Here is a 25,588-nt window from a genome sequence, read left to right on the forward strand (position 1 = left end):
TTCCTCCTAGCGCATCACGAACGGGTCGGGCATCGGCGCGGTGGACAGGTTGATCCACACGGTCTTCAGCTCGGTATAGGCCAGCACCGAATCGATGCCGCTCTCACGGCCGTAGCCGCTGTTCTTGAAACCACCAATTGGCGCCATGGCCGACACGGCGCGGTAGGTGTTGACCCAGATGATCCCCGAACGCACGTCGCGGGCCAGGCGATGAGCACGGCCCAGGTCACGGGTCCAGATGCCGGCGGCCAGGCCGAACTGCGAGTCGTTGGCGATTTCCAGGGCCTCCTCCTCGGTCTTGAAGCGGATGACCGCGGCGACAGGGCCGAACACTTCTTCCTGCATGATGGTCATCGAGTTGCTGTCGCACTCGAACAGGGTCGGCTCGTAGAACCAGCCGTCACCCTCGACCTCGGCACGCTTGCCGCCCATGTGCAGCTTGGCACCTTCAGCCTTGGCCGCAGCCACCAGGCCTTCGACGACGGCCAACTGCTGCGCGGTGGCCATAGGGCCCATTTCGCTGGCGTCGTCCTGCGGGTTACCGATGCGGATGCGCTTGGCGCGGGTAATCAGGCGCTCTACGAATTCGTCGAAAATCTCGTCCTGCACCAGCAGGCGCGAACCGGCTACGCAGCTTTGCCCGGAGGCGGCATAGATGCCGGCCACGGCACCGTTGATGGCGCTGTCCAGGTCGGCGTCGGCGAAGATGATGTTCGGCGACTTGCCGCCCAGCTCCAGCGACAGCTTGGCAAAGTTCTCGGCACTGCTGCGCACCACATGGCGGGCTGTAGCGGCGCCGCCGGTGAAGGCGATCTTGCGCACCAGCGGGTGGCGGGTCAGTGCCGCGCCGGTGGTCGGGCCGTAGCCGGTGACCACGTTGACCACACCGGCCGGGAAGCCGGCTTCGAGGGCCAGACGGGCCAGCTCGAGGATGGTCGCCGAGGCATGTTCGGACGGTTTGAGCACGATGGTGTTGCCGGCAGCCAGGGCTGGGGCCAGCTTGATCGCGGTGAGGTACAGCGGGCTGTTCCACGGGATGATCCCGGCAACCACGCCGATGGGCTCGTGCACGGTGTAGGCGAACAGGTCGGGCTTGTCCAGCGGCAGGGTGCCGCCTTCAAGCTTGTCGGCCAGCCCTGCGGTGTAGTGGAAGAACTCTGGCAGATAGCCGACCTGGCCGCGGGTTTCGCGGATCAGCTTGCCGTTGTCACGGCTTTCCAGCTGGGCCAGGTGTTCCTTGTTCTCGCTAATCAGGTCACCCAGGCGACGCAGCAGCTTGCCACGCGCGGTGGCGGTGATGCTGCGCCATTCCTTGCTGTCGAAGGCACGCTGGGCGGCCTGCACGGCCAGCTCGACGTCGGTTTCGTCAGCGTCGGGAAGCTGCGCCCAGGCTTGGGCGGTGGCCGGGTTGAGGCTGTCGAAGGTCTTGCCGCTCTGCGCATCGCGCCATTGGCCGTCGATGCACATCTGGAAACGAACGAGGGTCATGCAACAATCCCCTTGGCGGATTCGGTGAGGGTGCGGGCTTGCGCGAGGAAGTCCAGCAGCATCTTGTTGACTTCACGGGGTGCTTCTACCGGCATCATATGCCGTTGCTCGGCGAGGACCACGCTGTGCGCACCCGGAATGCTGGCGGCAAGCTGGCGGGTCATGGCCGGGGTGGAGCCCGAATCGAGTTCGCCCGTGGCGATCAGCGTCGGCACCTGGATGCTGCCCAGGTCGTCAGCGCGGTACATGTCCTGAGTGGCGAACAACGAATACGTGGTGTGGTAGCCCTGCGGGTCGTTGCTCGCCAGCACTTGGCGAATGGCGGCGACCTGCGCCGGGTTGGCAGCCTTGTATTCACGGCTGAACCAACGATCCAGGGCGGCATCGACGTTGGCGTCGGGGCCCAGCTCCGCTGCCTGGGCAGCGCGGGCGATCACGCCGGCACTTTGCTCGGGGGTGCGGTTGAACACGCTGTTGAGCACGACCAGTGCAGTCAGGCGCTGCGGGTAGTGCAGGGCGAATGCACGGGCAACCAGGCCGCCCATGGAGAAGCCGATCACGGTCGCTTGTTGAATTTGCAGGTGGTCGAGCAGCTCGGCGAGCTGGTCGGCGTAGGCTTGCAGCGGCGTGTCGGCAGCCGGCACGCGGCTTTGACCGTGGCCGAGCATGTCGTAGGCGATGACACGGTAGTCGTTGGCCAGGCCAACGATCTGGCCGCCCCACATTTCCTTGTTCAGGCCCACGCCGTGGATCAGTACCACGGGTTGGCCCTGGCCTACGGACAGGTAGCTGGTGCCGGCAGGTGTACGTTCAGCGACAGGCTGAATCATGGAGGGCGCTCCTTGAAGGTCGGGCGCGGCGGGAAAGCACGCCACGCCCCGGCCCGTCTTGGTTGTTGTTATTGAGCGTTGGCTTTTTCGGCAGCCAGTTCTTCCAGGTCGATGTAGCGGTTGCCGATGCGCGGGTGCAGGCGGCCGCCGTCGGCAGCGCCCAGCACCACAACGATTTCATCGGCGCGCGGGGCGTCTTCGATCTGCATTTCCAGAGTGATGTAGTGCGAACGCAGGCCTTCGTCGTCCTTCTGCATCATCGGGATCTGAATCGAGGTGCCGGGGCCGCCGCGCTTGTTGGTGAAGCTCAGGTAGCTCTTGGCCTGCACCGCTTCGCGGTAGTGGTTGCCGAAGCGCAGGGTGTGGATCACAGCCGAGGCGTGCTCGATTTCGCCGTCGGCGCCGACCACGGCCGCTTTACCGTAGGCTTCGATCTTGTCGGCACCGCCAATGGCAGCGGTCAGGCGCTCGACCATCAGTGCACCCAGCTCCGAGCAGTTGGCGCGGATTTCCGGCTTCAGATCTTCAACAAAACCGCGACCGGCCCATGGGTTCTTGATCACGACGGCCAGGCCGACCATGGTCACTGGTTTGTCGGTGGCCTTGCCGCCTTCGATGCGGGTCTCTTCGGAGTAGGTGACGATCTTGCGGATTTCGAAACTCATGGAGGGCTCCTGGTGAGGGTTATCAGCTCTTGTTGTCTGATGGTATACCATAATATTTGTTGTGCAAGAGGTGTCAGGAAATTTCTCTTGTCGGGGGACGAAAGGTGGCCTGATGCCTTGATTTCGCTGCTGTCTGTACCTGGCCCTATCGCCGGCAAGCCAGCTCCCACAGGTACCGCGCTGCATTCAGAGCCTGTAGTGGCAATGTGGGAGCTGGCTTGCCGGCGATAGGGCCAGTAAAGGTTTAAAAAAAAGCCCGCTCACGCAGGCTGAAGGGGCCCACGTGAGCGGGCGCGTCCCGCAATGATTCAGGCAATGGGAATTCAGGCGAACGCCGGCACCACTTCCTTGATGAACAGTTCCAGCGACTTCTTCTTCTCGGCGTGGGGCAGGCTGTTGTCGCACCAGAAGCTGAACTCGTCGACGCCGAGCTCCTGGTAGTACTTGATGCGCGCGATGATTTCTTCCGGCGTGCCGATCATGGTGTTCTTGCGAATGTTCTCCAGCTGGAACGCCGGCACTTCGGCAAACTTCGATTCCGGGCTCGGCTCCAGGAAGCCGTTGACCGGAACGGTCTTGTTACCGAACCAGGCATCGAAGGTGCGATAGAAGCGCGAGATGGCCTGCGCGCCGACTTTCCAGCCTTCCGGCTCGGCCGGGCTGTGCACGTGGGTGTGGCGCAGCACCATCAGTTGTGGGCGCGGCACGTCCGGGTTGTTGTCCAGAGCGGCCTGGAACTTGTTCTTCAGGTCCAGTACTTCTTCGTCACCCTTCATCAGCGGGGTGACCATGACGTTGCAGCCGTTGGCCACGGCGAAGTTGTGCGAATCCGGGTCGCGGGCGGCGATCCACATCGGCGGCGTCGCGTTGAACGGTTTCGGCACGCTGGTGGAGGTGGGGAACTTGTACACTTCGCCGTCATGGGCGTAGTCGCCTTCCCACAGCTTACGTACGACCGGCACCATCTCGCGCAGCGCCTTGCCGCCGTCGGTGGCTGGCATGCCATTGGCCATGCGGTCGAACTCGAACTGGTAGGCGCCACGGGCCAGGCCCACTTCCATGCGGCCGTTGCTGATCACGTCGAGCAGGGCGCATTCGCCGGCGACGCGGATCGGGTTCCAGAACGGCGCAATGATAGTGCCGGCACCCAGGCGAATCTTGTCGGTGCGCGCGGCCAGGTAGGCCAGCAGCGGCATCGGGCTCGGCGAAATGGTGTATTCCATGGCGTGGTGCTCGCCAATCCACACGGTGCTGAAACCGCCGTTTTCGGCCATCAGGGTCAGTTCGGTCAGGTCTTCGAACAACTGGCGGTGGCTGACCTGTTCATCCCAACGTTCCATGTGTACGAACAACGAAAATTTCATGGGGCTTTCCTCAACGCTTGAAAGGGGCTGGCGCCTGGCAGGGGAGGCGCCAGTGGTCTCGAGTCAGAACAGGCTTCAGGCAAAGGCCGGCAGGCTGGCCATCTTGCCGCGGCAGTACACCATCGGCCGGGGCGCTTCTTCGGGCACGATCAGGTTATGCACCTTGCCGACCATGATGGCGTGGTCGCCACCTTCATATTCACGCCACAGTTCGCATTCGATGACGGCGGTGGCGCCGGCCAGGATCGGGTTACCCAGTTCGCTCATGGACCACTCGATGCCGCTGGCCTTGTCCTTGCCCTTCTTGGCGAACGCATAGGCTTCGGCTTGCTGTTCACCCGAGAGCAGGTGAATGGCAAAACGCTTCTGTTTGATCAGCACCGGGTAGGAGTCGGAGGTGTAGTTGGGGCAGAACAGCACCAGCGGCGGGTCCATCGACAGGGAGGAGAAGGCGCTGGCGGTCAGGCCGACAACCGAGCCGTCATCGTCCAGGGTGGTGATGACGGTAACGCCGGAGGGGAAGGAGCCCAGGACGTTCTTGTAGACGGTTGCGTCGATCATCGGGAATACCTCTAAAAGGCTGCGGTGGTCCGCGGTTTTTATCGTTGATGTGTCTGATGGTATACCGTAATACCTATTTTGCAAGCGGAATTTTAATGCCCGAGGTTTACACGATGAACGGCTAAAGGCCACGTATACCGTGGCTTAGAGCGGTGACGCGGTTTGTTGTATGGGTTTGCAAAGCAGATCAGTGGACGCTTTTTCGTGCGGATCAGTGTTGTCAAAAGCTTGGAATACCATAATATGGTCCGCAGCTGAGAGGCCGCCTAGATGCGGTTTCCTTACAACGATAAAAACGACCTTTCGAGCTGAATCCTATGTCCCAACCGTCATCGCAACACCAGTTTGTCGAGAATCACACGGTCGATTACGTTCCACCTGCCGAGCGCCACGGGAAGGCGCGCGACCTGTTCACCCTCTGGTTCAGTACCAACATCGCGCCACTGCCAATTGTCACCGGCGCCATGGTGGTCCAGGTGTTCCACCTGAACCTGTTGTGGGGGCTGATCGCCATTGTGCTGGGCCATCTGGTCGGGGGCGTGGTCATCGCCCTTGCCTCTGCGCAGGGACCGCAGCTGGGCATTCCACAGATGGTGCAAAGCCGTGGCCAGTTCGGCCGCTACGGCGCCTTGCTGATCGTGTTCTTCACTGCACTGATCTATGTCGGCTTCTTTATTTCCAACATCGTCCTGGCGGGCAAGACCATTCACGGCATTGCCCCGAGCATGCCGATGCCGGGCGCGATCGTGATCGGTGCCCTGAGCGCCACGGCCATTGGCGTGATCGGCTACCGCTTCATCCATGTCCTGAACCGCATCGGTACCTGGGTGATGGGCTCTGCGCTGCTGGCGGGGTTCATCATGATGTTCGCCCAGGAGCTGCCGGCCGACTTCTTCAGCCGTGGTGCATTCAATCTGTCGGGCTTTATCGCCACCGTGTCACTGGGCACCATCTGGCAGATCAGCTTCTCGCCGTACACGTCCGACTATTCGCGTTATCTGCCACGTGAAGTGGGCATTGCCAAGCCGTTCTGGGCCACTTACTTTGGCGCGACCCTGGGCACCATCCTGTGCTTCAGCTTTGGTGCCGTGGCGGTGCTGTGCGTGCCGGAAGGTACTGACGCCATGGACGCAGTGAAGCAGGCTACCGGTTGGCTGGGCCCGATCCTGATGGTGCTGTTCCTGCTCAATATCATCAGCCATAACGCCCTTAACCTGTATGGCGCGGTGCTGTCGATCGTCACTGCTATTCAGACGTTCTTTGCCGAATGGACGCCAAGCATCAAGGTGCGGGTAATCCTGGCCTCGGTGATTCTGCTGGGCTGCGGGATGGTCGCGCTGAACGCCTCGGCGGACTTCATCGGCCACTTCATCGGCCTGATCCTGGCGTTGCTGCTGGTGCTGGTGCCGTGGGCTTCGATCAACCTGATCGACTTCTATCTGATCAAGAAGGGCCAGTACGACATTCCTTCGATCTTCAGCGCTGATGGCGGCATCTATGGTCGCTTCAATCACCACGCGATCATTGCCTATGCCTGCGGCATTCTGGTGCAGTTGCCGTTTGCCAACACCGCCCTGTATGTGGGGCCGTATTCGAACATTGTCGAAGGGGCGGACTTGTCCTGGCTGTTCGGGTTGCTGGTGACGGTGCCGTTGTATTACTGCCTGGCGACGCGGGGGCAGGCGGTCAACAGTGCGCGGGTTATCAGCGTCAACGACTGACAGTTGCAATGGGGGCCGCCTTGCGGCCCATTCGCGGGGCAAGCCCGCTCCCACAGATTCAACCAAAGCAATGGAGTGAACCTGTGGGAGCGGGCTTGCCCCGCGAATGGGCTGCAAAGCAGCCCCGGCTATATCCGATCAAACCTTGAACTGCGCCACCATGGCATTCAGGTCCACCGCCAACCGCGACAAGTCCTGTGCCGCCGCGCTGGTCTGGTTGGCCCCCGCTGAGGTCTGCATCGCCAAATCACGAATGTTCACCAAATTGCGGTCCACTTCGCGCGCCACCTGCGCCTGCTCCTCTGAAGCACTGGCAATCACCAGGTTACGCTGGTTGATCGACGCAATCGCCTCGGCAATCACCTCCAGCGCCTGACCGGCGCCCTGGGCCACTTCCAGCGTGCCCGTCGCACGCCCCTGGCTGCTGTGCATCGCCGTCACGGCCCGCTCGGTACCGTTCTGGATGCCGGCAATCATCTGCTCGATCTCTGCGGTCGACTGCTGGGTGCGGTGGGCGAGGGCGCGGACTTCGTCGGCCACCACGGCAAAGCCACGGCCTGCCTCGCCGGCGCGGGCTGCTTCGATAGCGGCGTTCAGTGCCAGCAGGTTGGTCTGCCCGGCAATCGCGCCGATCACATCCAGCACACGGCTGATCTCATTGGCATTATTGGCCAGCTGTTCGATCTCGGCCGAGGTGCCGGTCACGTCGGCCACCAGGTGCTGGATGGACGCCAGTGCCTGGTTGACCCGGTCACGGCCATCGCGGGTGGTCTGGTCGGCGCCTTTGGAGGCGTCCGCAGTGCTGACCGCATTGTTCGCCACTTCCTCGACTGCTGCGGTCATCTGGTTGACAGCCGTGGCGGCCTGGTCGATTTCGGCGCTTTGCTGATGCAAGCCGCGGCTGGTGTCTTCGGTGACGGTGTGGAGTTCTTCCGAGGCTGAGGCCAACTGGTCGGACGAGGCGGCGATCTTGCGGATGGTGTCGCGCAGGCTGCCTTGCATGCGGCTCAGGGCGCGCAGCAGCAAGGCGGGCTCGTCGCGGCCGGTGACGCGGATTTCCTGGGTGAGGTCGCCCGTGGCCACACGTTCGGCCACGGCCACTGCATCGGCCAGAGGCACCACGATGCTGCGAGTCAGCACGGTAGCCATCGCGGCCAGGGCAAGCATGATCACAAGCAACGAGAAGATGATGGCGTTAAATGCTTCGTCCGCTACATCGCTGCTGCGCTGCGAGGCATCTTCGGCACCCTTGCTGTTGTAGTCGATCAGCGCCGTCAAGGCCTTCATCATGCTGTCGGCTCGTTGGGTGAGCGGGCCGCTGATCTGCTGCTTTGCCTCGTCCATGCGGCCTGCAGCAATGTCCTGCAGCACTTTCAGCTGCCGTTCGAGGTACTGGTGATACCCGTCGTTGAAGGTGTTGAAAAGGGCACGGTCGTCGGCCGCGATGATGGTGTCGGCGTAGTTCTTCAGGCCACCTTTGAGCTCGGCATTGATGGCTTCGAGCATCTGCAGGTTACGTGTGCGCTCGCCGGGGTTATCGTCCAGCGCGGCCCGCAGGGTAACGGCGCGGGCGCGCCCGAGGTTGCTGCTGATGTCACCCAGCGCTACCACAGCGGGTATCCAGGTGACCCGGATCTCGTCGGTGGCCGTGTCCATCTGGCGGGTTTCGTAAAGTGCGATAAGGCCCATGATCAGGACCAGGACGCCCAGCAGGGCAAACACGCTGGCAGCGCGAATGCCGATTTTCAAATTCCTTAACTGCATGGAATGCTCCTTGACGGTGGCGTGCAGGCGTCAGGAGCTGGCTGCAAAGCCAGGACACCGAGGTGGCGCCAGGCTCTTGATGCACTGCGGGTTAGTAGATTTTTCTCACCCTCTTGCATGATTTTTCTTCGAATGATGCCATATGGCCATCATTGTTGAACAGTCATTCAATGTAACGAAATAATTGACAAAACCGACGTTTTTTGACGGTTTTGTCAGGTTTTCTCGCATCAAACGATGGCAATCATCGGGTCGGCAGCTGCCAACGCCAAGGTGCGGTCAGCTGCCGGCGGGTAGATCCACACCGAGTTGATCTGGCGCTTGAGGTGCTTGCCTTCCTGGCCCTGCAGTTTCAATTCTCGTTCCCAGCCTTCGCTGTACGCCGCCCCCCACTCACCCAGGTCGAGGCAGGTGACGTACTTGGGCTGGCGGTACACCACAGGTGCCAGCCCCAGCAGGTCGGCCATGGCGTTGTTGCCACTGTGGCGACCCATCGGGATGGCGTGCTGGCAGGTCATCAGGGCGTGGTTGCCAGCTTCGTCCACAGCAGCCCAGGCAGTATCGCCGGTCGCATAGATGTGGTCCTGGCCAATGACCTTGAGGTGCCCGTCGACCTTGAGCCTGCCGAAGTTGTCACGCTCGCCGGCAACCTGAGCGGTCAGCGGGCTGGCCTTGACACCGACGGTCCAGATCACGGTGTTGCTGGCGATGTACTCGCCGTTGTCCAGGGTGACGCCACCGGCATCGACAGCCACCACCGAGGTGCCAGTCAGCCACTGGACGCCGGCAACCTGCGAGGCGGCAACAATCGACGGCTTGATGCCTGCACCCAATGCCGCGCCGATGCTGGCGCCACGGTCAACCAGCAGCACCTGCACATCGGCGCCTGCGAGGATGGCGCGCAGCCGGGCGGGCATTTCGGTGGCCGTTTCGATGCCGGTGAAACCACCACCGCAGACCACCACGGTATTGCGGGCAGGTGAAGGGGGCAGGGCAGCCAGGCCCGTCAGATGCTGCTCAAGGCGTACGGCCGACTCCATCTTGTCGATGTCGAAGGTGTACTCGGCCAGCCCCGGGACTGCTGGGCGCGCTACCTGACTGCCAGCGGCGAGGATGAGGCGGTCGTAGCTGATCTGGTGGCGCTGGCCTTGGCTGTCGATGTAGCTCACGGTGCGCGCATCGGCGTCGATGGCTTGGGCGTTACCGGTGATGAAATGCACGCCCACCGCAGTGAACAACTCACCCACGGGGGCCTTCAACGTGTGTGCGTTGGCCTCGTAGAAGCGCGGGCGAATGTGCAGTTCCGCTTGCGGCGCGAGCACGCTGATGCTCAGGTCTTCGCGCTGGGCCTGGTCGAGGAGCCGGGCGGCGCTCAGGGCGCTCCACACGCCGGCAAAGCCGGCACCGATGATCAGGATGTTGGATTTCATGCAGGTGCTCCGCAAAGGTCGGGGATGAAAACGGTGGCTTCGATCGCACAATAGGTGCCGCTCGAATAACTACGACTCTATTGGTCGTAGTTTGTCTCTGCAAGTTTTTTTCATCGTTGCGATGAGGCGAGCCCGAGGACGAACGTACGCAAAGGCCGTACTTCGTGCTGTCTTGGCTGCCGGGGGCGGGGCCGCAAACCTTGCTATCCCCACCCCCATCCGTTATAGATAAAAAAGAAACCATAAAGAAAAGAGGCCATTTCAGCCCCCCATGCACGAGATCACACGTATCTTCCGCCCTTCAGGCCCCCATTTCGCGCCTTGCGCAGATGGATACGGGCCCGCCCCCATGACCCTCTCTCCGCTTTCGAATCTGTACCACGTGTTGTCGATTCCGCCGGTCAACATTCTGCTGACCCAGATGCGCAAACGCCCCGTCCCCCCACCTGCACCGTAGCGCCTGAATTTCACCACCCCCGGTCTTTTGCCGTTTGGGGTTGGGGAGCCTTTGCATTTTTTCAGCGTTCAACTGTTCAGGAATCACTATGACTCTTCGTGTCGCTATCATCGGTGCCGGCCCGTCCGGCCTTGCGCAACTGCGTGCCTTCCAATCCGCCCATGCCCAGGGCGCGCCCATGCCCGAAATCGTGTGCTTCGAAAAACAGGCCGATTGGGGCGGTATGTGGAACTACACCTGGCGCACTGGCCTCGACCAGCATGGCGAGCCGGTGCACGGCAGCATGTACCGCTACCTGTGGTCCAACGGCCCCAAGGAATGCCTGGAGTTCGCCGATTACAGCTTTGATGAGCATTTTGGCCGGCCGATTTCCTCGTACCCGCCGCGCGAGGTGCTGTGGGACTACATTCAGGGCCGCGTAAACAAGGCTGGGGTGCGCGACTACATCCGCTTCAACACGGTGGTCAAGCATGTCAGCTTCGATGAAAGCACCCGCGAGTTCACCGTCAGCGCCCACGACTACGGCGCGGGGCTTGGCATCGAGCAGGTGTTCGATTATGTGGTGGTGGCCAGCGGGCACTTTTCTACCCCGCACGTGCCGGAGTTCGAAGGCTTCGAACGTTTCACCGGGCGTATCCTGCACGCTCACGACTTTCGCGAAGCCACGGAATTCCACGGCCAGGACCTGCTCATTGTCGGCAGCAGCTACTCGGCCGAAGACATCGGCTCGCAGTGCTACAAGTACGGTGCGCGCTCGATCACCACGGCCTACCGTACCCAGCCGATGGGCTACAAATGGCCCAAGGGCTGGGAAGAGCGCCCGCAACTGGTCCGCGTCGAAAACGACCTGGCGTTCTTCGCCGATGGCTCGAACAAGCGCGTAGATGCGATCATCCTGTGCACGGGCTACCAGCATCACTTCCCGTTCCTGCCCGATGAACTCACCCTCAAGACCAACAACCGCCTGTGGCCTGCCGGCTTGTACCAAGGCGTGGTGTGGGAGCAAAACCCGCAACTGCTTTACCTGGGCATGCAGGACCTGTGGTACAGCTTCAACCTGTTCGATGCACAGGCGTGGTTTGCTCGTGACTACATGCTGGGGCGCATCAAGCTGCCGGCCAAGGCGGTCATGCAGGCTGACAGTGCGCGCTGGCGCGAGGATGAGGGGCGGCTGGCAACTACTGCTTCGATGTATGAATTCCAGGGCCGATACATCAAGCACCTGATCGAGCAGACGGATTACCCGCGCTTCGACATCGATGCGGTGAACCGCATCTTCCTGCAATGGAAGACCGACAAGAAGCACGACATCATGGGCTACCGTGACAAATCCTACCGCTCGGTGATCACCGGCACCAAAGCAGTGCCTCACCATACCCGCTGGATGCAGGCCATGGACGACTCGATGCAGGAGTACCTGCGCGAAACGGACGGCAAGCAAGCAGAGGTGAAGGTGCTGCGCAGGTAGCCGCCGAGCCTGACCTTGTGATCAGGATGCGCGGCAAGCGGGGAAGTGTTTTGCCGTGCTGGCACTCCCCGCGTATCATTTGCGACAAAGCTGGTCGGAGATTGATATGTCCCTTTACAGTGCTGGCGTCGAATACGGCATCCATTGCCTGCTGTTTCTGGTAGGCGAGGGCGGTGAGAGCCGTGATTCCAGCGTGCGCGACCTGGCCGAGTTGCAGGGCGTACCGCAGGAATACCTGGCCAAGGTTTTCACCAAGCTGGCACGTGCCGGGTTGGTGGCCGCCACCGAAGGCGTGCGCGGTGGCTTCCGCCTGGCGCGGCCGGCGGCTGAGATCACCGTGCTGGATATCGTCAACGCCATCGACGGGCCGAAGAAGATTTTCGATTGCCGCGAGATCCGCGAACGCTGCACGCTGTTCGAGGGCTCGCCGCCCGCTTGGGCGACGGAAGGCACCTGTGCGATTCATGCCGTGATGCTGGGGGCGCAGAAGCGCATGGAAGAGGCGTTGGCGCAGCAAACTGTTCTGGCATTGGCAATGCGCTTCGGGCGCAAGGCCCCGGCCGAGTTCGGGCAGCAGGTCGATGCCTGGATGGCCGAGCGGCGAGAGAGTAAAGGGGCTGGGGATATTGCAGTGGATCAGCTTTGATTTTGATTCCCACATTGGCGCCGGTGTCGAGGCCGGTGATGGCTTATCACGTCCAGGGCACCGCCGCCAATGTGGCGAAAGTTACACAGGCTCTTGCGCTGCTGGCGCAAAAAAAACGCTGTATGCATCATTGCTGGTCATACGTCTCATTATCGCTAAATGGGTCTGACGGTTATCGGAGTATGCATATTAAGCCGTGGCGGAGCGCCGTTAAATTGTCCGTGATAACCTGATGCCGTAATTTGCACGGGCAAGCTTTGACTTCTGACAGTAATAACCCAATTGCCTTGGGCTTCGTTTGGGTATTTTTTATATCGCATGGATATAAAGCCACATGCGTCCTGCGAGGGATGCAAGCTATCAGCTGTTGGCCGGTGCAAGAAGCTGTATTCTGTATGTGGTATGTACGCGACCTGCCCTTTCCCGTGTTCTTTCAGTAAATTGTACTGTTCGTTTTCTTTTTTACTGAAGACGTGATAAACACGATACTGCGTGTCATTTATCTGGTCCACAACAAAACTGCAGCCGCTGAAATTATCTGTGAATAGAGTGGTTGGCTCCGTGCCTGTGGGGTGAATCGGAATGTCATAATACTTGTTCTGAGGCACCCAGTACGCTGAAATGAGTTTGTTGTTGTCACTGGCTCGTTCAGTGCTCGTGGGTGTGACATTAATAAAATCGTGTAACGTATTGCTCCTTGGGGAATCAACCATAAAACGTCGCGTTTCAAACAATAAAATACCTGGCTCTCGGTCATTTCCCATCCACCTCGGATCTGACGGGAGTCTTGCATCAGCACCGATAGCGATCGGCAAGGCACTATTATCGGCCTCTTCAAAAGTTATAGGGAGTTTAAGTCGGATGGCGCCTTGGCCCACATAATTAGGGTCGTAGGATAACTGTGGCTCGGGGTTGTACCCAGAACGGATGTTTTGATAAAGAGGAATGGTCTTTTCGCCTACGCCTCCCCTTAATTTAAGTACGGTCCAGTTTCCATTACTGTCTTTTACAATATCGGTCGGCAAGTTGGTCACGGATGTGCCGTTTTTATCTGCCGGGATGGGTGAGCCATTTTTCCTGAAACCATTAATCCTTACCCATCTGCCATCGACATAGATATAGTCTTTGTTGGTGGTCAAGTTTCTATAATAACCGCCTTGATAGGTAATGCCTCTGAGCTCCAAATCGTCTGCAACAATTCTGGCTTCATGTGAAAAATTACCGTACAGTGGAGTTAATGGTTTGGATGTTATGATGAAGTCGCGAGATCCCCTGCTGTCGATGGTTGTATTTTCTATTAATTTTTTTCATTAATTAGATTTCCATATTTAGGTGTTGCAAGGTTGGCCAGATCTCCAAAGCCCTTCATGAGACTGCTAATGTCAACAAGGTTGTCGTGTGTGATGGTGCCTGAATCAGTTACTTTGATAACTTCCTGAATCACAGCGCCAGCCATGGTTAATCCTGCAACTACCGGGCCCACAACAGGAACTCGCATAAGCAGGGTTTGTAAGATAAAGCCGATGGAGGAACCGATGTTATAGGCGATGGTAACACTTTCCCTGTTGGAGGTGAAAGGCAGGGTAATGACCGTTGCAAATACTCCCACAGGGTTTTTTAAAGCTTCGGCGGCTACATAAGCGGCTTTCGCCCAATTGAATGAACTGTACAAGGTGCCAATAAAATTCATTTGACAAACGGTGTTTATTTTGTCGTTGATTTTTTGAAAATCAGCTTCTGTATAGACAGCGTGAAGGGGTATCTCAGGCTTTGCTTGTCGCTTGTATCGGCTGACTGTCAAAGTGCCATTTAGACGTGAAGTTGTCAGGGTGTCCGCTAATGGGTGATAGTAAAGATTGTTTCTCAGGTGCAATGGGATATGTCCTCTGACCTCAACCCAAACACCTTCATCGTTTTTAGGCGGCTCGAAAGCGCTGTATCGATATTCGGCAATACGGAAACCTGCTTCGCTATCTTGTTTTGGGTAATATTTGAGCCACAAGCTAACGACTTTGAAGTCGTGGCCCCATGTGCAGACATTGGATTTGCCCTTGTTGTATTTCGCGGCGATTTTGTGATCACCATTTTCCACAGTTAAGGATGCTTTCCACTTACCCTCGCTGTCCGAGGTGGTTAAAGCAGAGAAATATATCGCTTCTCTCTTCCAACCGTTATGGCATAGCCAAATAAGTGTATTTGCTGGGGCGTTTCCTTTAAGGGTTATGTGTCGTCTGTTTATTTCGCGGTTTTTCAATGGGTGATAAATATGAATGTCAATCGCGTATGGCTTGCTGCATCCATATGGAAGTGTCTCGCCGGCGCTTATTTCCTCCTCAGTATCCTCAGCCTCCTCTTCGATGATGTCGACTTTTTCCTGTTCGACGGTGCCCTCATTCGGTTCTGCGGCCTCATCGTTGCCTTCTAGCGGTAAGTCATCCGAATGCATGATGACGCTTTGTAAAATCATTTCTGTTTCAGGGTCAAGCTGTGCATGCTCGCATATGAGCGTGTGCAACGCGTCGTCCGTCGTTGATGTCGTGTCAACTATAACTTTGAGGTCGTTGAGGGTTTTGCAGAGTGTGTTGAATTTGTCGATAAACTTTTTATTTCCAGTCACGATGAGATTTTTGTCAGGCGATATGCCAACATTTAGGACTGAGATTTTTGCCATTGGTTCATTGGGTAGAGAGATGTGCGTACTTAAGATGGATGGTGCAGAGGCTATAAATAGTTCTTCCAAATCGTTTTTTACGAAGTCATCAAAATGAAATGACTTTCCATTAAAGCTGTGCGTTTTTTTCAGGTCTATTGATTTGGTTTTTTTGTTGGTGTCGTTAAATATTTTTATTTTTCCTGTCTTCCAATTTATCTCTTTGATGGTGCCCTGTTCCAAGACAGGGTTGATAGTGTTTTCAGCTTTTATCCATAGCCTCACATGGCTATCTTTTGCGAAATCGCTCAAGTTAAGGCTTTCATTCCCACTATGGGAAGGGTCAAACTGCTGATAAAGTTCCATGGGGTATCCTCAGATTATGCATTTATCCTGGTAGCTGACGGCCGTATCCATAACGGGGCTGCGCCGGAATTATGCAGGCGGGCCATCGGCGAGACTTATACTGCGTAAGCCATTGCTCATGTATGACGATCTTCCGTTAATACCGCTTTGCGCTTGGTTCGTTTGTCCTGCTTTTGACCGGGCGACCAGCGCCCGTGTTGATGGACGTTGTTCTATCTTCCAGCGTGGATTTTTTCTGAGGTCTTCAGGCTTGATTATGCAGGCACACTAATCCTATTGAAACTGGTAAAAATGTCAGGTCATAGGGGCAATTCAACTCTCAGTAAACCACTCGTCGTCCCTCGGGTATTTTGGCTTGTGAAGCCTCAGCAACGCTCTAGCTTGCGGCCACGGCTGTCCAGACACACCTCAAACCAATAGAAGCATGCGCCCATACTGCCGAGTTCTGTATTAAATCCCGCAAATCCAATTACTGCCGTTTGAATGTCAACGGGTGTTGTTTTGATTTCTTCTCTATGGCGGGCAAGGTAGGGCGTAGCAGTTACGCCTCAGCATGGCGGAGGGTGTCCTTATCCCGACAACCCAACCTGCCTGCCTTCCAAACGCTGCTCGCTCTAGGCGGTGAATGCACCCCCCTTTTCAGGCAGAGCCTAGCGGCCCTCATGTCGCCGCCGATAAGCCCCCGGCTGCTGGCCCACCGCCTTGGCAAAGGCCCGGGTAAACGCCGCCACCGATTGGTACCCCACCTGCGCGCCCACCTGTTCGACGGTATTGCCCGCCTGCAACAGCTGGCAGGCAAGGCGCATGCGCAATGCCAGGAGCACCTGCCCAGGTGACTGCCCGGCCAGCTCACTGAAACGCTTGAAGAAAGCCGAACGCGAAAGCCCGGTGCAGGCTGCCATGCGCTCCAGCGTCCAGGCCTGGCCCGGCGCTTCGATCAGCTGTGCCAGCAGCCCGGCAAACGCTGGCTGGCGGGCGAGGGCGACCAGGCCGCCCAGTGACTGCCCGGCAATGACCTGCTGGCGCAGCACGTACAGGAACAACAGGTGGGTCAGGCGCTCCAGCAACGTCTGCGACGGGCCAGCGGCCCGCCGGCATTCTTCCAGAATGAGCTCGAACAGCGCCCGCGCCGCACTGCCGGCGGGGTCTTCGGCGCGCAGCAGGATCCAGTCGGCCAAGCCTTCGACAATCAGTGAAGACAGGCCGGACTGGAAATGGAAGAAGCCACAAACCAGCCCGACGCCGTCGCTGGCTTCGCTATCCAGCGCCTGCATGGCCTGGCGCGGTTGGGCACAGGCGTCGACCGGGTCCTGATCGCTGGACAATCGATAGGCAAGGTCGCGCAACAGGAACACGGCATCTCCCTTTTCCAGGCGCACCGGCTGCGGCTGGCCGTCGATGTGCAGCCAGCAATGTCCCTGCACCACCAAGTGGAAGCTGGCGCGGCCCATGCCCTGGGTGCTGGCGTGCCAGCCACCGCAGTAGCGGCCGACATGAAACAGGCTGGCATCGAGCTCCAGGCCCTCTAATAACCAATCGACAAGGTGGCTGGACGAAATCATCTAATACAAAGACTCAGGAACAAGGAAAGGCGACTGATGAATATGGAGGGTAATTCTTATAACCAACAGACTGTAGTGACACCCATCAAAGGAGACCACTCCATGTCCTCGCGTATTACTTTACACACGCTGCAGAGTGCTCCGGAAGCGGCCCGGCCGTTTCTCGAGAATGCCCAGAAGAATTCGGGCTTCATCCCCAACCTGCTGGGCGTGCTGGCCAACGCCCCGGCGGCGCTGGAAACCTACGTGACCGTTTCGGCACTCAATGGCAAGTCCGAGCTGAGCCTGGCCGAGCGTGAAGTGGTGCAGCTGATTGCCGCCACCCGGCATGGCTGCGACTTCTGTGTGGCCGGCCACACCGCCGTGGCGCTGAACAAGGCCAAGCTGCCGCAGGAAGTAGTCGATGCCCTGCGTGCCCGCGGCGAACTGCCCGATGCCCGTTACGAAACCCTGGCCGCCTTCGCCCGTGAAGTGATCGACACTCGCGGCAACGTCGGCGAAGCCACCTATCAGGCCTTCCGTGAAGCTGGCTTCAGCGAAGGCAACGCGCTGGAAGTGATTTTGGGGGTAAGTCTCGCAACCCTCTGCAACTTTGCTAATGTTTTCGCCCAGACGCCGCTCAACGAAGAGCTTGGCAAGTACCGCTGGCAGCCTTCTGCATAGCCCACGTGTGAGCGCGGACCTGACGCGGTCGTTGTAGGAGCGGCCTTGTGCCGCGAATGGGCCGCAAAGCGGCCCTGGCGTTCAAAAAGGAGCAAGACCATGCAAGATTGTGCATTTCGACACTGGCTGGATGCCAATGCCGAGGCCATCGACCGGGGCCTGTGCGAACCGCAGCAGGTGCTGGCGCAGATCGCCGAATCTCAGCTGCTGCGCGTGGGTGTCGACCCGGCGCTGGGCGGCACGGGCGGGCAGGTGACCAACGCGGTCGAGGCGATTGCCGCTATCGCCAGCCGCTCGTTGGCCGCAGCCTTCGTCTGCTGGGGCCAGCGTGCCTTTATCGAATACCTGTTGCACAGCCCCAACCAGCCCCTGCGCGAGCGCCTGCTGCCGCGCTTGCTGACAGGCGAGCTGGCCGGCGCCACCGGGCTGTCCAACGCCATGAAGTTCCTTTCCGGCATTGAAGCGTTGCAGGTGCGTGGCCGGCCGGCAGCCGATGGCTGGCACTTGGAAGGGCGCCTGCACTGGGTGACCAACCTGCGCAAAAGCGGCTTCGTGGTGGCGGCGGCCATCGAAGATGAAGCCGGCGGCGCGCCGTTCGTACTGGCCATTCCTTCTGACGCCCAGGGCCTGGAACGCTCCGACGACTTGCAACTGATGGGCCTGCAGTCGAGCAACACGGCGGCACTGGCCTTCCACCAGGTGCCGTTGGCGCGTGACTGGCTGCTGCACGAGAATGCGCGCGAGTTCCTGCCACGGGTACGCCCGGCATTCCTGGCGCTGCAGTGCGGCATGGCCATCGGCCTGGCGCGACGGGCGCTGGAAGAGGTTCAGGCGCACCTGCACGGTCGCGCCTCGTTCCTCGACGAAGCCCGGCAGGTGCTCAGCGAGCGCCTGGAAAACACCGTCAGCGAGCTCAAGCAGGGCCTGCTCGAAGGCCGCTTCCAGCAACAGCCGGCGGCCTTGTTCAAGCTGCGCATCACCTTGGCTGAATGTGCCGCCGATGCAGTCCAGCTAGAGTTGCAGGCCAGCGGCGGCAAGGCCTACCTCAGCGAGTATGGAGAAGGCTTCGCCCGCCGCTGGCGCGAGTCGGCATTCGTGCCGATCGTGACGCCGAGCCTGGTGCAATTGCGCGCCGAACTGCAACGCCAGGCGGGCGCGGCATGAGTGAAGTGTTGCTCGAAGCCCGCGGCATCAGCCTGGGCTACCCGCGGGAGGGTGGCTGGCAGCAGGTGCTGGCGCAGTTCGACTTGCAGTTGGCGCCGGGCGAAGTGGTGAGCATTCTTGGCCCCAGTGGTGTCGGTAAATCCAGCCTGCTGCGGGTGCTGGCCGGCCTGCAACAACCCGGGGGCGGCAGCGTGAGCCTGCACGGCCAGCCCCTGCAAGGGCCGCACCCGCGCCTGGCGGTGGCCTTTCAGGACCCGAGCCTGCTGCCCTGGCTGAACCTGGAAAAGAACGTCGCCTTCGGCCTGGACTTTGCCCGCCAGCCCAAGCTGGCCGCTGACGAGCGGCGCGCGCGCATCGACCATGCGATTGCCGCCGTGGGCCTGGCCCACGCCCGTGGCCAGTACCCGGCGCAGTTGTCCGGTGGCATGGCCCAGCGCACCGCACTGGCCCGCTGCCTGGCCCGCCAGCCCGAGGTGCTGCTGCTGGACGAGCCGTTCGGCGCCCTGGATGAAGTGACCCGCGCCGACATGCAGCAACTGCTGCTGCAACTGATCGCCACCCACAACACTGCGGCGGTACTGATCACCCACGATATAGACGAAGCCCTGCTGCTGTCCGACCGGGTCCTGCTACTGGGCAACCACCCAGCGCACATCCTCGGCCAGTGGCACATCGACCTGCCGCAACCGCGCGCCCAACGGGTCGAAGAACTGGGCGCGTTGCGCATCGAAATCCTCAAAACCCTTCGGCGGGCAAGCCGCACAGGCGAACCTACCCCAACCCCGTTGCCCTCGGAGGCTGTCCATGTGCATGGATGACTGCTGTTCCACTTCTTCGCGTCGTGATTTTCTAAAGCTTGGGGCCATGCTCACCGCCGCCGGTGCGCTGCCGTTGCTGTCGAGCTTGCAGGCGCGCGCGGCTGCCGAGCCGGATGCGCCGGTGCGCATCGGTTACCTGCCGATCACCGACGCCACGCCGTTGCTGGTGGCCCATAACAACGGCCTGTTCGAGGCCGAAGGCATCAAGGCCGAGCGCCCGGTGCTGCTGCGCAGCTGGGCACAGGTGATCGAGGCGTTCATCTCTGGTCAGGTCAACGTCATCCACCTGCTGTCGCCGATGACTGTATGGGCGCGCTACGGCAGCAAGGTGCCAGCCAAGGTAGTGGCCTGGAACCATGTGGGCGGCTCAGGCCTGACCGTGGCGCCCGACATAAGCGACATGAAACAGCTCGGTGGCAAGACCGTGGCCATCCCGTTCTGGTACTCGATCCACAATGTGGTGCTGCAACAGATGCTCAACGACAACGGCCTGACGCCGGTGTCGAAGCCGGCCAATGCGCAGCTGGCCGCCACCGAGGTCAACCTGCTGGTGCTGCCGCCATCCGACATGCCGCCAGCACTGGCCAGCAAGCGCATTGCCGGCTACATCGTCGCCGAGCCGTTCAACGCCCTGGCCGAGAACCTCAAGGTTGGCCGTGTGCAGCGCTTTACCGGCGATGTATGGCGCAACCACGCCTGCTGCGTGGTGTTCATGCATGAGCATGACCTGAACAACCGCCCGGAGTGGTCGCAGAAGGTGGTCAATGCCATCGTCAAGGCCCAGCACTGGACCCGCGACCACCGCGCCGAAGCCGCTGCGTTGCTGTCCAAGGCCGGCCCCAACAAGTACACCCCGCACGAGCCCGCGGTGCTGGCCAAAGTGCTGGCGCCGGCCGCCGAGGACCGTGCCGGCTACGTTGCCAGTGGCGCCATTCGCCACCAGCAGTGGGACGAAAAGCGCATCGACTTCCAGCCATACCCGTTCCCCAGTTACACCGAAGAGCTGGTCAAGCGCCTGAAAACCACCCTGATCGAGGGCGACAACGCGTTCCTTGCCGGGCTGGACCCGGTGCAGACCGCCCGCGACCTGGTCGACGATCGTTTCGTGCGTAATGCCATTGCTGCGGTTGGTGGCCCGTCGGTGTTCGGTATTGCCGACAACTTCGAGCGTAGCGAGGAGTTCGCCGTCTGATGCGCACGCATGTCGTACACGCCAGCCTTGGGCTGGCTGGGTTGCTGGCTTTGATGCTGCTGTGGTGGGCCGGTGTTGCCGTGTTTGGCCAGGCCGAAGGGCTGTCGGCGCGCTTTTCGCCGGCGGCAACGTTGGCCAGCCTGGTCGAGCTGTTGGGGCAGGGTGAGGTTTACGGGCACATCTGGGTCAGCCTCAAACGTATTCTGGTCGGGCTGCTGCTGGCGCTACTGATTGGCGTGCCGTTGGGCTTGCTGGTGGGCAGCTATCGGCACCTGGAAGCGGCGACCACGCCGGCGTTTCAGTTTCTGCGCATGATCTCGCCCTTGTCGTGGATGCCGGTGGTGGTGATGCTGATGGGCGTGGGTGACCAGCCGATCTACTTCCTGCTGGCGTTTGCCGCCTTGTGGCCGATCTTGCTGAACACGGCGGCAGGGGTGCGGCAACTGGACCCACGCTGGCTGCAACTGAGCCGCAGCCTGAGCGCCACGCGCTGGGAAACCTTGTGCAAGGTGATCGTGCCGGGGGTGATCGGCCACGTGCTGACCGGCGTGCGCCTGGCCATCGGCATTCTTTGGATTGTGCTGGTGCCGTGCGAAATGCTGGGCGTGAGTGCGGGGCTTGGCTACTTCATTCTCGATACCCGCGACCGGCTGGCGTACTCAGAACTGATGGCGATGGTGCTGCTGATTGGCGTGCTGGGGTTCGTGCTGGATGCCTTGGCGCGTGGGTTGCATCGGCGCTGGGTGCATGGCTGACGGGTGTCATTGTGGGGGATTGCTCAGCCCCTTGGGCTGCGCTGTCCGGCAGAGAACACCGGTCATTGTGGGAGCGGGCTTGTCCCGCGAAGGGGACCGCACGGTGCATGGCACCGGCTTTGCCGGTGTTCGCGGGGCAAGCCCGCTCCCACAGAGACACTGCTGATTCAGTAAATCAGCGGTTTTTCCAAAACGGCAGGTTTACCCGCCAATCGGCCCTTGGGTCAATGCACGGTCTTGCGCTGGTGTACGCACTCCAGCGCCTGGGCGGCCAGTTCATCCAGCCGCTCATCGCGCATCTGCTCCGCTTCGATCATTGCATCCTCTCCCTGCTGATTAAGCAGGTAGGTATGAATCTGCAACACTTCAGCTGCCTGATAAATCGGCGCAATGTCCAGGCGCCCGATCAGCGCACCACTGGCCTGGCCGGTACTGCTCATCAGCACCTGCGGCCCATTGGCGGCCACCACTTGCATGCCCATCGTCTCGAACCACGGCACCTGGCTGGCAAAGGCATTCAGTTCCACACAGGCATGACGTGCCTGCAGGTCGCTCAGCAGGGCACGGGCGATGCCCTGGCGGCGATGGCTGGGGCGCACGGCAAGAAATGCCAATGAACACGCCTGTTCATCGTCCTCGGCCGGCAACGACAGGGCAAAGCCCAGCAGCTGGTCCGGCGCCTCGGCATCCAGGGCAAGGGTCAGCGCCACGGCAAGGCCGCGGGTGCCATCCAGCGCTTGCAGGTATTGGTGCACCTCCATGCCTACGCCGTACTGGTACAGCGGGTACAGCGGGTTGTCGGCGGTGATGGCGACACTGCTCAGTTCGCCGACATGGTGGATCACCAGCTCGCGGATCTGGTTCTGGAAGGATTCGGGCGGCACGCTGTCGAGGCGGCTCAGGATGAACATCTTGGGGGTGGGCTCCGGCGGGTGGGAATACAGCCCGGGCCAGGTTGGCGCGGGCTGTACAGTTTAACCGGTTTTGCCGTGTCAGCCTTGTTGCTGTAATGCACCGAGCATCAGGTCGAGGTTTTGCACGGCCGCACCGGAGGCGCCTTTGCCCAGGTTGTCGAACACCGCGGTAAGCAGCACCTGGCCATGCTCGGGGTTGGCATACAGCGCCAGGCGCAGGTCGTTGCTGTCGTTCAATGCTTCGGGGTCAAGGTTGGCGGCTGTGCCTTGCTGATGCAGCGGCATAACCTGGACGTGGCGGGCACCCTGGTAATGCTGTTCCAGGCAGGCCTGCAGCTGTTCGGCGCTGACCTGGCCGGGCAGCAGGCGCAATTGCAGCGGGATACTCAGCACGATGCCCTGGCGGTAGGCACCGTAGCCGGGCATGAACATCGGCCGCGCCGACAGCCCGGCGTGTTGCTGGATTTCGGGTACGTGCTTGTGTGCCAGCTCCAGCCCATACAGTTGCAGGGCCGGGGCATTGCCGGTACTGGTTTCGTGGCGCTCGACCGCCGCGCGGCCACCGCCGGAGTAGCCAGAAATGGCATGTATGCCCAGTGGGTAGTCGGCTGGCAGCAACCCGGCCTTGACCAGGGGGCGGAGCAGGGTGATGGCGCCAGTGGGGTAGCAGCCCGGGTTGCTGACACGCGTGCTTCGGGCGATGCGCTCGGCTTGCTGCTCGTCGAGTTCCGGCAGGCCATAGACCCAGCCGGGGGTGGTGCGGTGCGCGGAGCTGGCGTCGATCACCCGCACCTTGGGGTTGTGGATCGTCGCCACGGCCTCGCGGGCGGCATCGTCGGGCAGGCACAGCAGGGCGATGTCGGCGCTGTTGATTGCCTCGCGGCGGCGCCGCAGGTCTTTGCGCTCAGCCTCGGGCAGGGTGAGCAGGTGCAGGTCGCTGCGGCCTTGCAGGCGAGCATGGATCTGCAGGCCGGTTGTGCCTTGGTCGCCGTCGATGAAGACAACAGGAGTGTGCATGTTCGGGTCCGGTTGGGTAAGGATGGCCTATGCTCGCCTATGGCTTTGATAATGAAAATTTGAATATGATGACGGTTACATTCAGTTTTTCTGAACACGTCACTCAGGCCGGTACTGACCATGCGCGAAATCAGCCTCGACCGCCTCCGCACCCTGGTGGCCATCGCCGACCTGGGTTCTTTTGCCGAGGCCGCCCGCCAGCTCAACCTGGCAGCGCCCACCATCAGCCTGCATGTGGCCGAACTGGAAGCACGTATCGGCGCCCCGTTGCTTGGTCGCGCCCGCGGCCAGGTGCGCCCCACGGCCATTGGTGAAACGCTGCTGGCCCGTGCCCGGCGCCTGCTGGCCGACGCCGACCTGGCGCTGGACGAAGTGCGCCGTCAGGTTGAGGGGCTGACTGGCCGGGTACGCCTTGGCGCGTCTACCGGTGCTATCGCCCACCTACTGCCACAGGCGCTGGAGCACCTGCGTGTGGACCACCCGGGGATCGACGTGCAGGTACAAGTGCTGACATCCCAGGCGTCGCTGGGTCGATTGCGTGAGGGGACGCTGGATATCGGCCTGGTGGCCTTGCCGCAGGTGGCCGGCAAGGGGCTGACTGTTACCCCCTGGCGGCGCGACCCGATCCTGGCCTACGTACCGGCCGACTGGCAGCCGCCGGCGAAGGTCACGCCGGCCTGGCTGGCGCAGCGGTCGTTGATTCTCAACGACAGCAGTACCCAGCTGTCACGGGTTACCGGGGAATGGTTCGCGGCAGCGGGGTTTTACCCCGAGCCGCGGATCGAGCTGAATTACAACGATGCGATCAAAAGCCTGGTCGGCGCCGGGTATGGGGCGACGTTGTTGCCGCAGGAAGGCGAGGCAGGCGAGTTGGACCGGCGGATTGCGCGCCGGCCCCTGCGACCAGGGTTGTGGCGGCAATTGGGTATTGCCTGTCGGGAGGGGCAGGTGGAACGGGCCACGGGGTATGTGTTGCAAGCATTGGAGCGGTTGCGGCAGTAGGTTTACCGCTGGGCTGAAGCGCTGCGCTGCAGGTGATGGCCAACTATGCTTTTTGCTGCGTCGAGCCGAATACACCTCGACGAACCCCACGGTTTTCCAGGAGAACGTTCCATGAAGCCTATGAAATGCATACCTTTACTGGTGATTGCTTCAGTATTGAGTGTTGCCGCCCATGCTGACCCGGCAAGCAACTGTGCAGCCAAGATCAAGGAACTCGAGGACTTCCACAAAGCGAGTGGCCAGGCGATGCATGGCGGCATGGCCCATGATTTCAAAGTCCACCTGCAAAACGCAAAGGAGGCCCAGAGCAAGGGGGACATGGCTCAGTGTCAGGCGTCGGCGGACCAAGCCAAGACCATCTATAACAAGGCACGTAGCAAGTAAGCCCCTATCGGCCTTTTCGCGGATAGGACCGCGAAAAGGCCGGTGCGTCAGAACCAGCGGTCGTTCTTCCTGCGCCCCCGGGTCAGTGCCGGCAAGATCAGCCCCGCCAGCAAGCCCGCGCCGGCAATGCTGCCGCCATACACCATGTAGCGCATCATCACCTGCTTGTTCTCGTCACCCAGGCGCGCCTGGGTATCGCGCAGGGTCGACTGGCTCTCGTCGAGCTGCTCGTTCAGCGCTTTGTTGCGCGCCTCCAGTTCGTCGATCAGCTTTTTCCGTGAGTCGAGGGTTTCCTGCATGCCCTGTACGCGGCTCTTCCAGCTGTCATCGATGGTTTTCAACTGCCCTGTCAGGTCTGCCACCTGGGCATCGAGCTGCGGCAGGCGCTCGTTCTGGCCCGGCACCGCCTGCAAGTCGTTGCTGAGTATCCATACCACATCGCCATTCTGCCCACGCACCTGGCTGTAATTGCCCTGAGTACCGAGCAGGGTCAGCGGTTGCCCGGACTTCAGGGTACCGACAATGCGGTGGCCGTCGGTGGGGCCGCTGCGCACATAGGTGCTCAGGCTGTCGCTGACCCAGCGTGCGTCGCTGGCGGGCTCTTCGGCGTGCACCGGCGCGGCAAGGGCCACCAGGGCGGCAATCAGGCCGCCGCGCAGGGCAGGGAGGACGAAAGCGGTTGGGCGGGATTCGGGCATGTTGGGTCT

Annotated in this window: 23 protein-coding genes; 10 read left to right on the forward strand and 13 right to left on the reverse strand. The window is 60.7% G+C overall.

Annotated features, from left to right (window positions below; genetic code table 11):
* Window positions 1-6: 6 nt before the first annotated feature.
* The 5 genes from CKW35_RS03595 to CKW35_RS03615 form a co-directional block, all read right to left on the reverse strand.
* A complete protein-coding gene (locus tag CKW35_RS03595; RefSeq protein WP_016487519.1) occupies window positions 7-1,488 on the reverse strand; it encodes an aldehyde dehydrogenase in 1,482 nt (493 codons plus the stop codon).
* Window positions 1,485-2,318: an alpha/beta fold hydrolase gene (locus CKW35_RS03600; RefSeq protein WP_016487518.1), complete on the reverse strand. Its 834-nt coding sequence runs from the start codon at window positions 2,316-2,318 to the stop codon at window positions 1,485-1,487. The genes CKW35_RS03595 and CKW35_RS03600 overlap by 4 nt, the downstream gene beginning before the upstream one ends.
* 68 nt (window positions 2,319-2,386) lie before the next feature.
* A complete protein-coding gene (locus tag CKW35_RS03605; RefSeq protein ID WP_003256068.1) occupies window positions 2,387-2,983 on the reverse strand; it encodes an amino acid synthesis family protein in 597 nt (198 codons plus the stop codon).
* Between the two features lie 323 nt (window positions 2,984-3,306).
* Window positions 3,307-4,347, reverse strand: a complete 1,041-nt coding sequence (locus CKW35_RS03610; RefSeq protein ID WP_016487517.1) for an LLM class flavin-dependent oxidoreductase — start codon at window positions 4,345-4,347, stop codon at window positions 3,307-3,309.
* Window positions 4,348-4,422: 75 nt separating this feature from the next.
* Entirely contained in the window at window positions 4,423-4,908 is a 486-nt protein-coding gene (locus CKW35_RS03615) for a flavin reductase family protein (protein WP_016487516.1), read from the reverse strand.
* Window positions 4,909-5,225: 317 nt separating this feature from the next.
* Between CKW35_RS03615 and CKW35_RS03620 the strand changes: the two genes are divergently transcribed.
* Entirely contained in the window at window positions 5,226-6,629 is a 1,404-nt protein-coding gene (locus CKW35_RS03620) for a cytosine permease (protein ID WP_016487515.1), read from the forward strand.
* Window positions 6,630-6,767: 138 nt separating this feature from the next.
* Here the strand turns inward: CKW35_RS03620 and CKW35_RS03625 are convergent, their stop codons facing one another.
* Both CKW35_RS03625 and CKW35_RS03630 read right to left on the reverse strand, forming a co-directional pair.
* On the reverse strand, window positions 6,768-8,393 hold the full coding sequence (locus CKW35_RS03625) for a methyl-accepting chemotaxis protein (protein ID WP_095115121.1): 1,626 nt from the start codon (window positions 8,391-8,393) through the stop codon (window positions 6,768-6,770).
* 230 nt (window positions 8,394-8,623) lie between these two features.
* Window positions 8,624-9,823, reverse strand: a complete 1,200-nt coding sequence (locus CKW35_RS03630; protein ID WP_016487513.1) for an NAD(P)/FAD-dependent oxidoreductase — start codon at window positions 9,821-9,823, stop codon at window positions 8,624-8,626.
* A gap of 545 nt (window positions 9,824-10,368) precedes the next feature.
* On the opposite strand from CKW35_RS03630, the gene CKW35_RS03635 reads away from it, so the two are divergent.
* Together CKW35_RS03635 and CKW35_RS03640 are read left to right on the forward strand one after the other, a co-directional pair.
* Window positions 10,369-11,748, forward strand: a complete 1,380-nt coding sequence (locus CKW35_RS03635) for an NAD(P)-binding domain-containing protein (protein ID WP_016487512.1) — start codon at window positions 10,369-10,371, stop codon at window positions 11,746-11,748.
* Window positions 11,749-11,854: 106 nt separating this feature from the next.
* A complete protein-coding gene (locus CKW35_RS03640) occupies window positions 11,855-12,394 on the forward strand; it encodes an Rrf2 family transcriptional regulator (RefSeq protein ID WP_016487511.1) in 540 nt (179 codons plus the stop codon).
* 155 nt (window positions 12,395-12,549) lie between these two features.
* Here the strand turns inward: CKW35_RS03640 and CKW35_RS27725 are convergent, their stop codons facing one another.
* The 3 genes from CKW35_RS27725 to CKW35_RS03650 all read right to left on the reverse strand — a co-directional run bounded on the left by CKW35_RS27725 (window position 12,550) and on the right by CKW35_RS03650 (window position 16,972).
* Entirely contained in the window at window positions 12,550-13,533 is a 984-nt protein-coding gene (locus CKW35_RS27725) for a hypothetical protein (RefSeq protein WP_143499743.1), read from the reverse strand.
* 158 nt (window positions 13,534-13,691) lie between these two features.
* On the reverse strand, window positions 13,692-15,410 hold the full coding sequence (locus CKW35_RS03645; RefSeq protein ID WP_095115123.1) for a hypothetical protein: 1,719 nt from the start codon (window positions 15,408-15,410) through the stop codon (window positions 13,692-13,694).
* A gap of 650 nt (window positions 15,411-16,060) precedes the next feature.
* On the reverse strand, window positions 16,061-16,972 hold the full coding sequence (locus CKW35_RS03650) for an AraC family transcriptional regulator (protein ID WP_016487508.1): 912 nt from the start codon (window positions 16,970-16,972) through the stop codon (window positions 16,061-16,063).
* 102 nt (window positions 16,973-17,074) lie between these two features.
* Between CKW35_RS03650 and CKW35_RS03655 the strand changes: the two genes are divergently transcribed.
* The 5 genes from CKW35_RS03655 (at window position 17,075) to CKW35_RS03675 (ending at window position 21,564) form a co-directional block, all read left to right on the forward strand.
* The gene (locus CKW35_RS03655) at window positions 17,075-17,635 is read left to right on the forward strand and encodes a carboxymuconolactone decarboxylase family protein (RefSeq protein ID WP_024717863.1); all 561 of its coding nucleotides are present in this window, start codon (window positions 17,075-17,077) and stop codon (window positions 17,633-17,635) included.
* A gap of 99 nt (window positions 17,636-17,734) precedes the next feature.
* The gene (locus CKW35_RS03660) at window positions 17,735-18,799 is read left to right on the forward strand and encodes an acyl-CoA dehydrogenase family protein (RefSeq protein ID WP_016487506.1); all 1,065 of its coding nucleotides are present in this window, start codon (window positions 17,735-17,737) and stop codon (window positions 18,797-18,799) included.
* Window positions 18,796-19,617 carry an ABC transporter ATP-binding protein gene (locus CKW35_RS03665; protein WP_016487505.1) on the forward strand — a complete coding sequence of 274 codons (822 nt, stop codon included), beginning with the start codon at window positions 18,796-18,798 and terminating at the stop codon, window positions 19,615-19,617. The genes CKW35_RS03660 and CKW35_RS03665 overlap by 4 nt, the downstream gene beginning before the upstream one ends.
* On the forward strand, window positions 19,604-20,809 hold the full coding sequence (locus CKW35_RS03670) for an ABC transporter substrate-binding protein (RefSeq protein WP_016487504.1): 1,206 nt from the start codon (window positions 19,604-19,606) through the stop codon (window positions 20,807-20,809). The genes CKW35_RS03665 and CKW35_RS03670 overlap by 14 nt, the downstream gene beginning before the upstream one ends.
* Entirely contained in the window at window positions 20,809-21,564 is a 756-nt protein-coding gene (locus CKW35_RS03675; protein ID WP_016487503.1) for an ABC transporter permease, read from the forward strand. The genes CKW35_RS03670 and CKW35_RS03675 overlap by 1 nt, the downstream gene beginning before the upstream one ends.
* Before the next feature lie 224 nt (window positions 21,565-21,788).
* On the opposite strand, the gene CKW35_RS03680 is transcribed toward CKW35_RS03675, so the two are convergent.
* Together CKW35_RS03680 and argC are read right to left on the reverse strand one after the other, a co-directional pair.
* Window positions 21,789-22,475, reverse strand: a complete 687-nt coding sequence (locus CKW35_RS03680; protein WP_016487502.1) for a GNAT family N-acetyltransferase — start codon at window positions 22,473-22,475, stop codon at window positions 21,789-21,791.
* Window positions 22,476-22,556: 81 nt separating this feature from the next.
* On the reverse strand, window positions 22,557-23,495 hold the full coding sequence (gene argC / locus CKW35_RS03685) for an N-acetyl-gamma-glutamyl-phosphate reductase (RefSeq protein ID WP_095115125.1): 939 nt from the start codon (window positions 23,493-23,495) through the stop codon (window positions 22,557-22,559).
* 120 nt (window positions 23,496-23,615) lie between these two features.
* Between argC and CKW35_RS03690 the strand changes: the two genes are divergently transcribed.
* Window positions 23,616-24,497, forward strand: coding sequence for a LysR family transcriptional regulator (locus tag CKW35_RS03690; RefSeq protein WP_016487500.1), 882 nt, complete (start codon window positions 23,616-23,618; stop codon window positions 24,495-24,497).
* A 111-nt stretch (window positions 24,498-24,608) separates the two neighbouring features.
* Window positions 24,609-24,881, forward strand: a complete 273-nt coding sequence (locus CKW35_RS03695; RefSeq protein ID WP_016487499.1) for a hypothetical protein — start codon at window positions 24,609-24,611, stop codon at window positions 24,879-24,881.
* Between the two features lie 47 nt (window positions 24,882-24,928).
* Here the strand turns inward: CKW35_RS03695 and CKW35_RS03700 are convergent, their stop codons facing one another.
* Window positions 24,929-25,579 (reverse strand): TIGR04211 family SH3 domain-containing protein, encoded by a 651-nt coding sequence (locus CKW35_RS03700; RefSeq protein WP_016487498.1) that lies wholly within the window; start codon window positions 25,577-25,579, stop codon window positions 24,929-24,931.
* Window positions 25,580-25,588 lie beyond the last annotated feature (9 nt).

The sequence above is a fragment of the Pseudomonas sp. Irchel 3F3 genome, from assembly GCF_900187545.1.
GTDB lineage: Bacteria > Pseudomonadota > Gammaproteobacteria > Pseudomonadales > Pseudomonadaceae > Aquipseudomonas > Aquipseudomonas fortuita.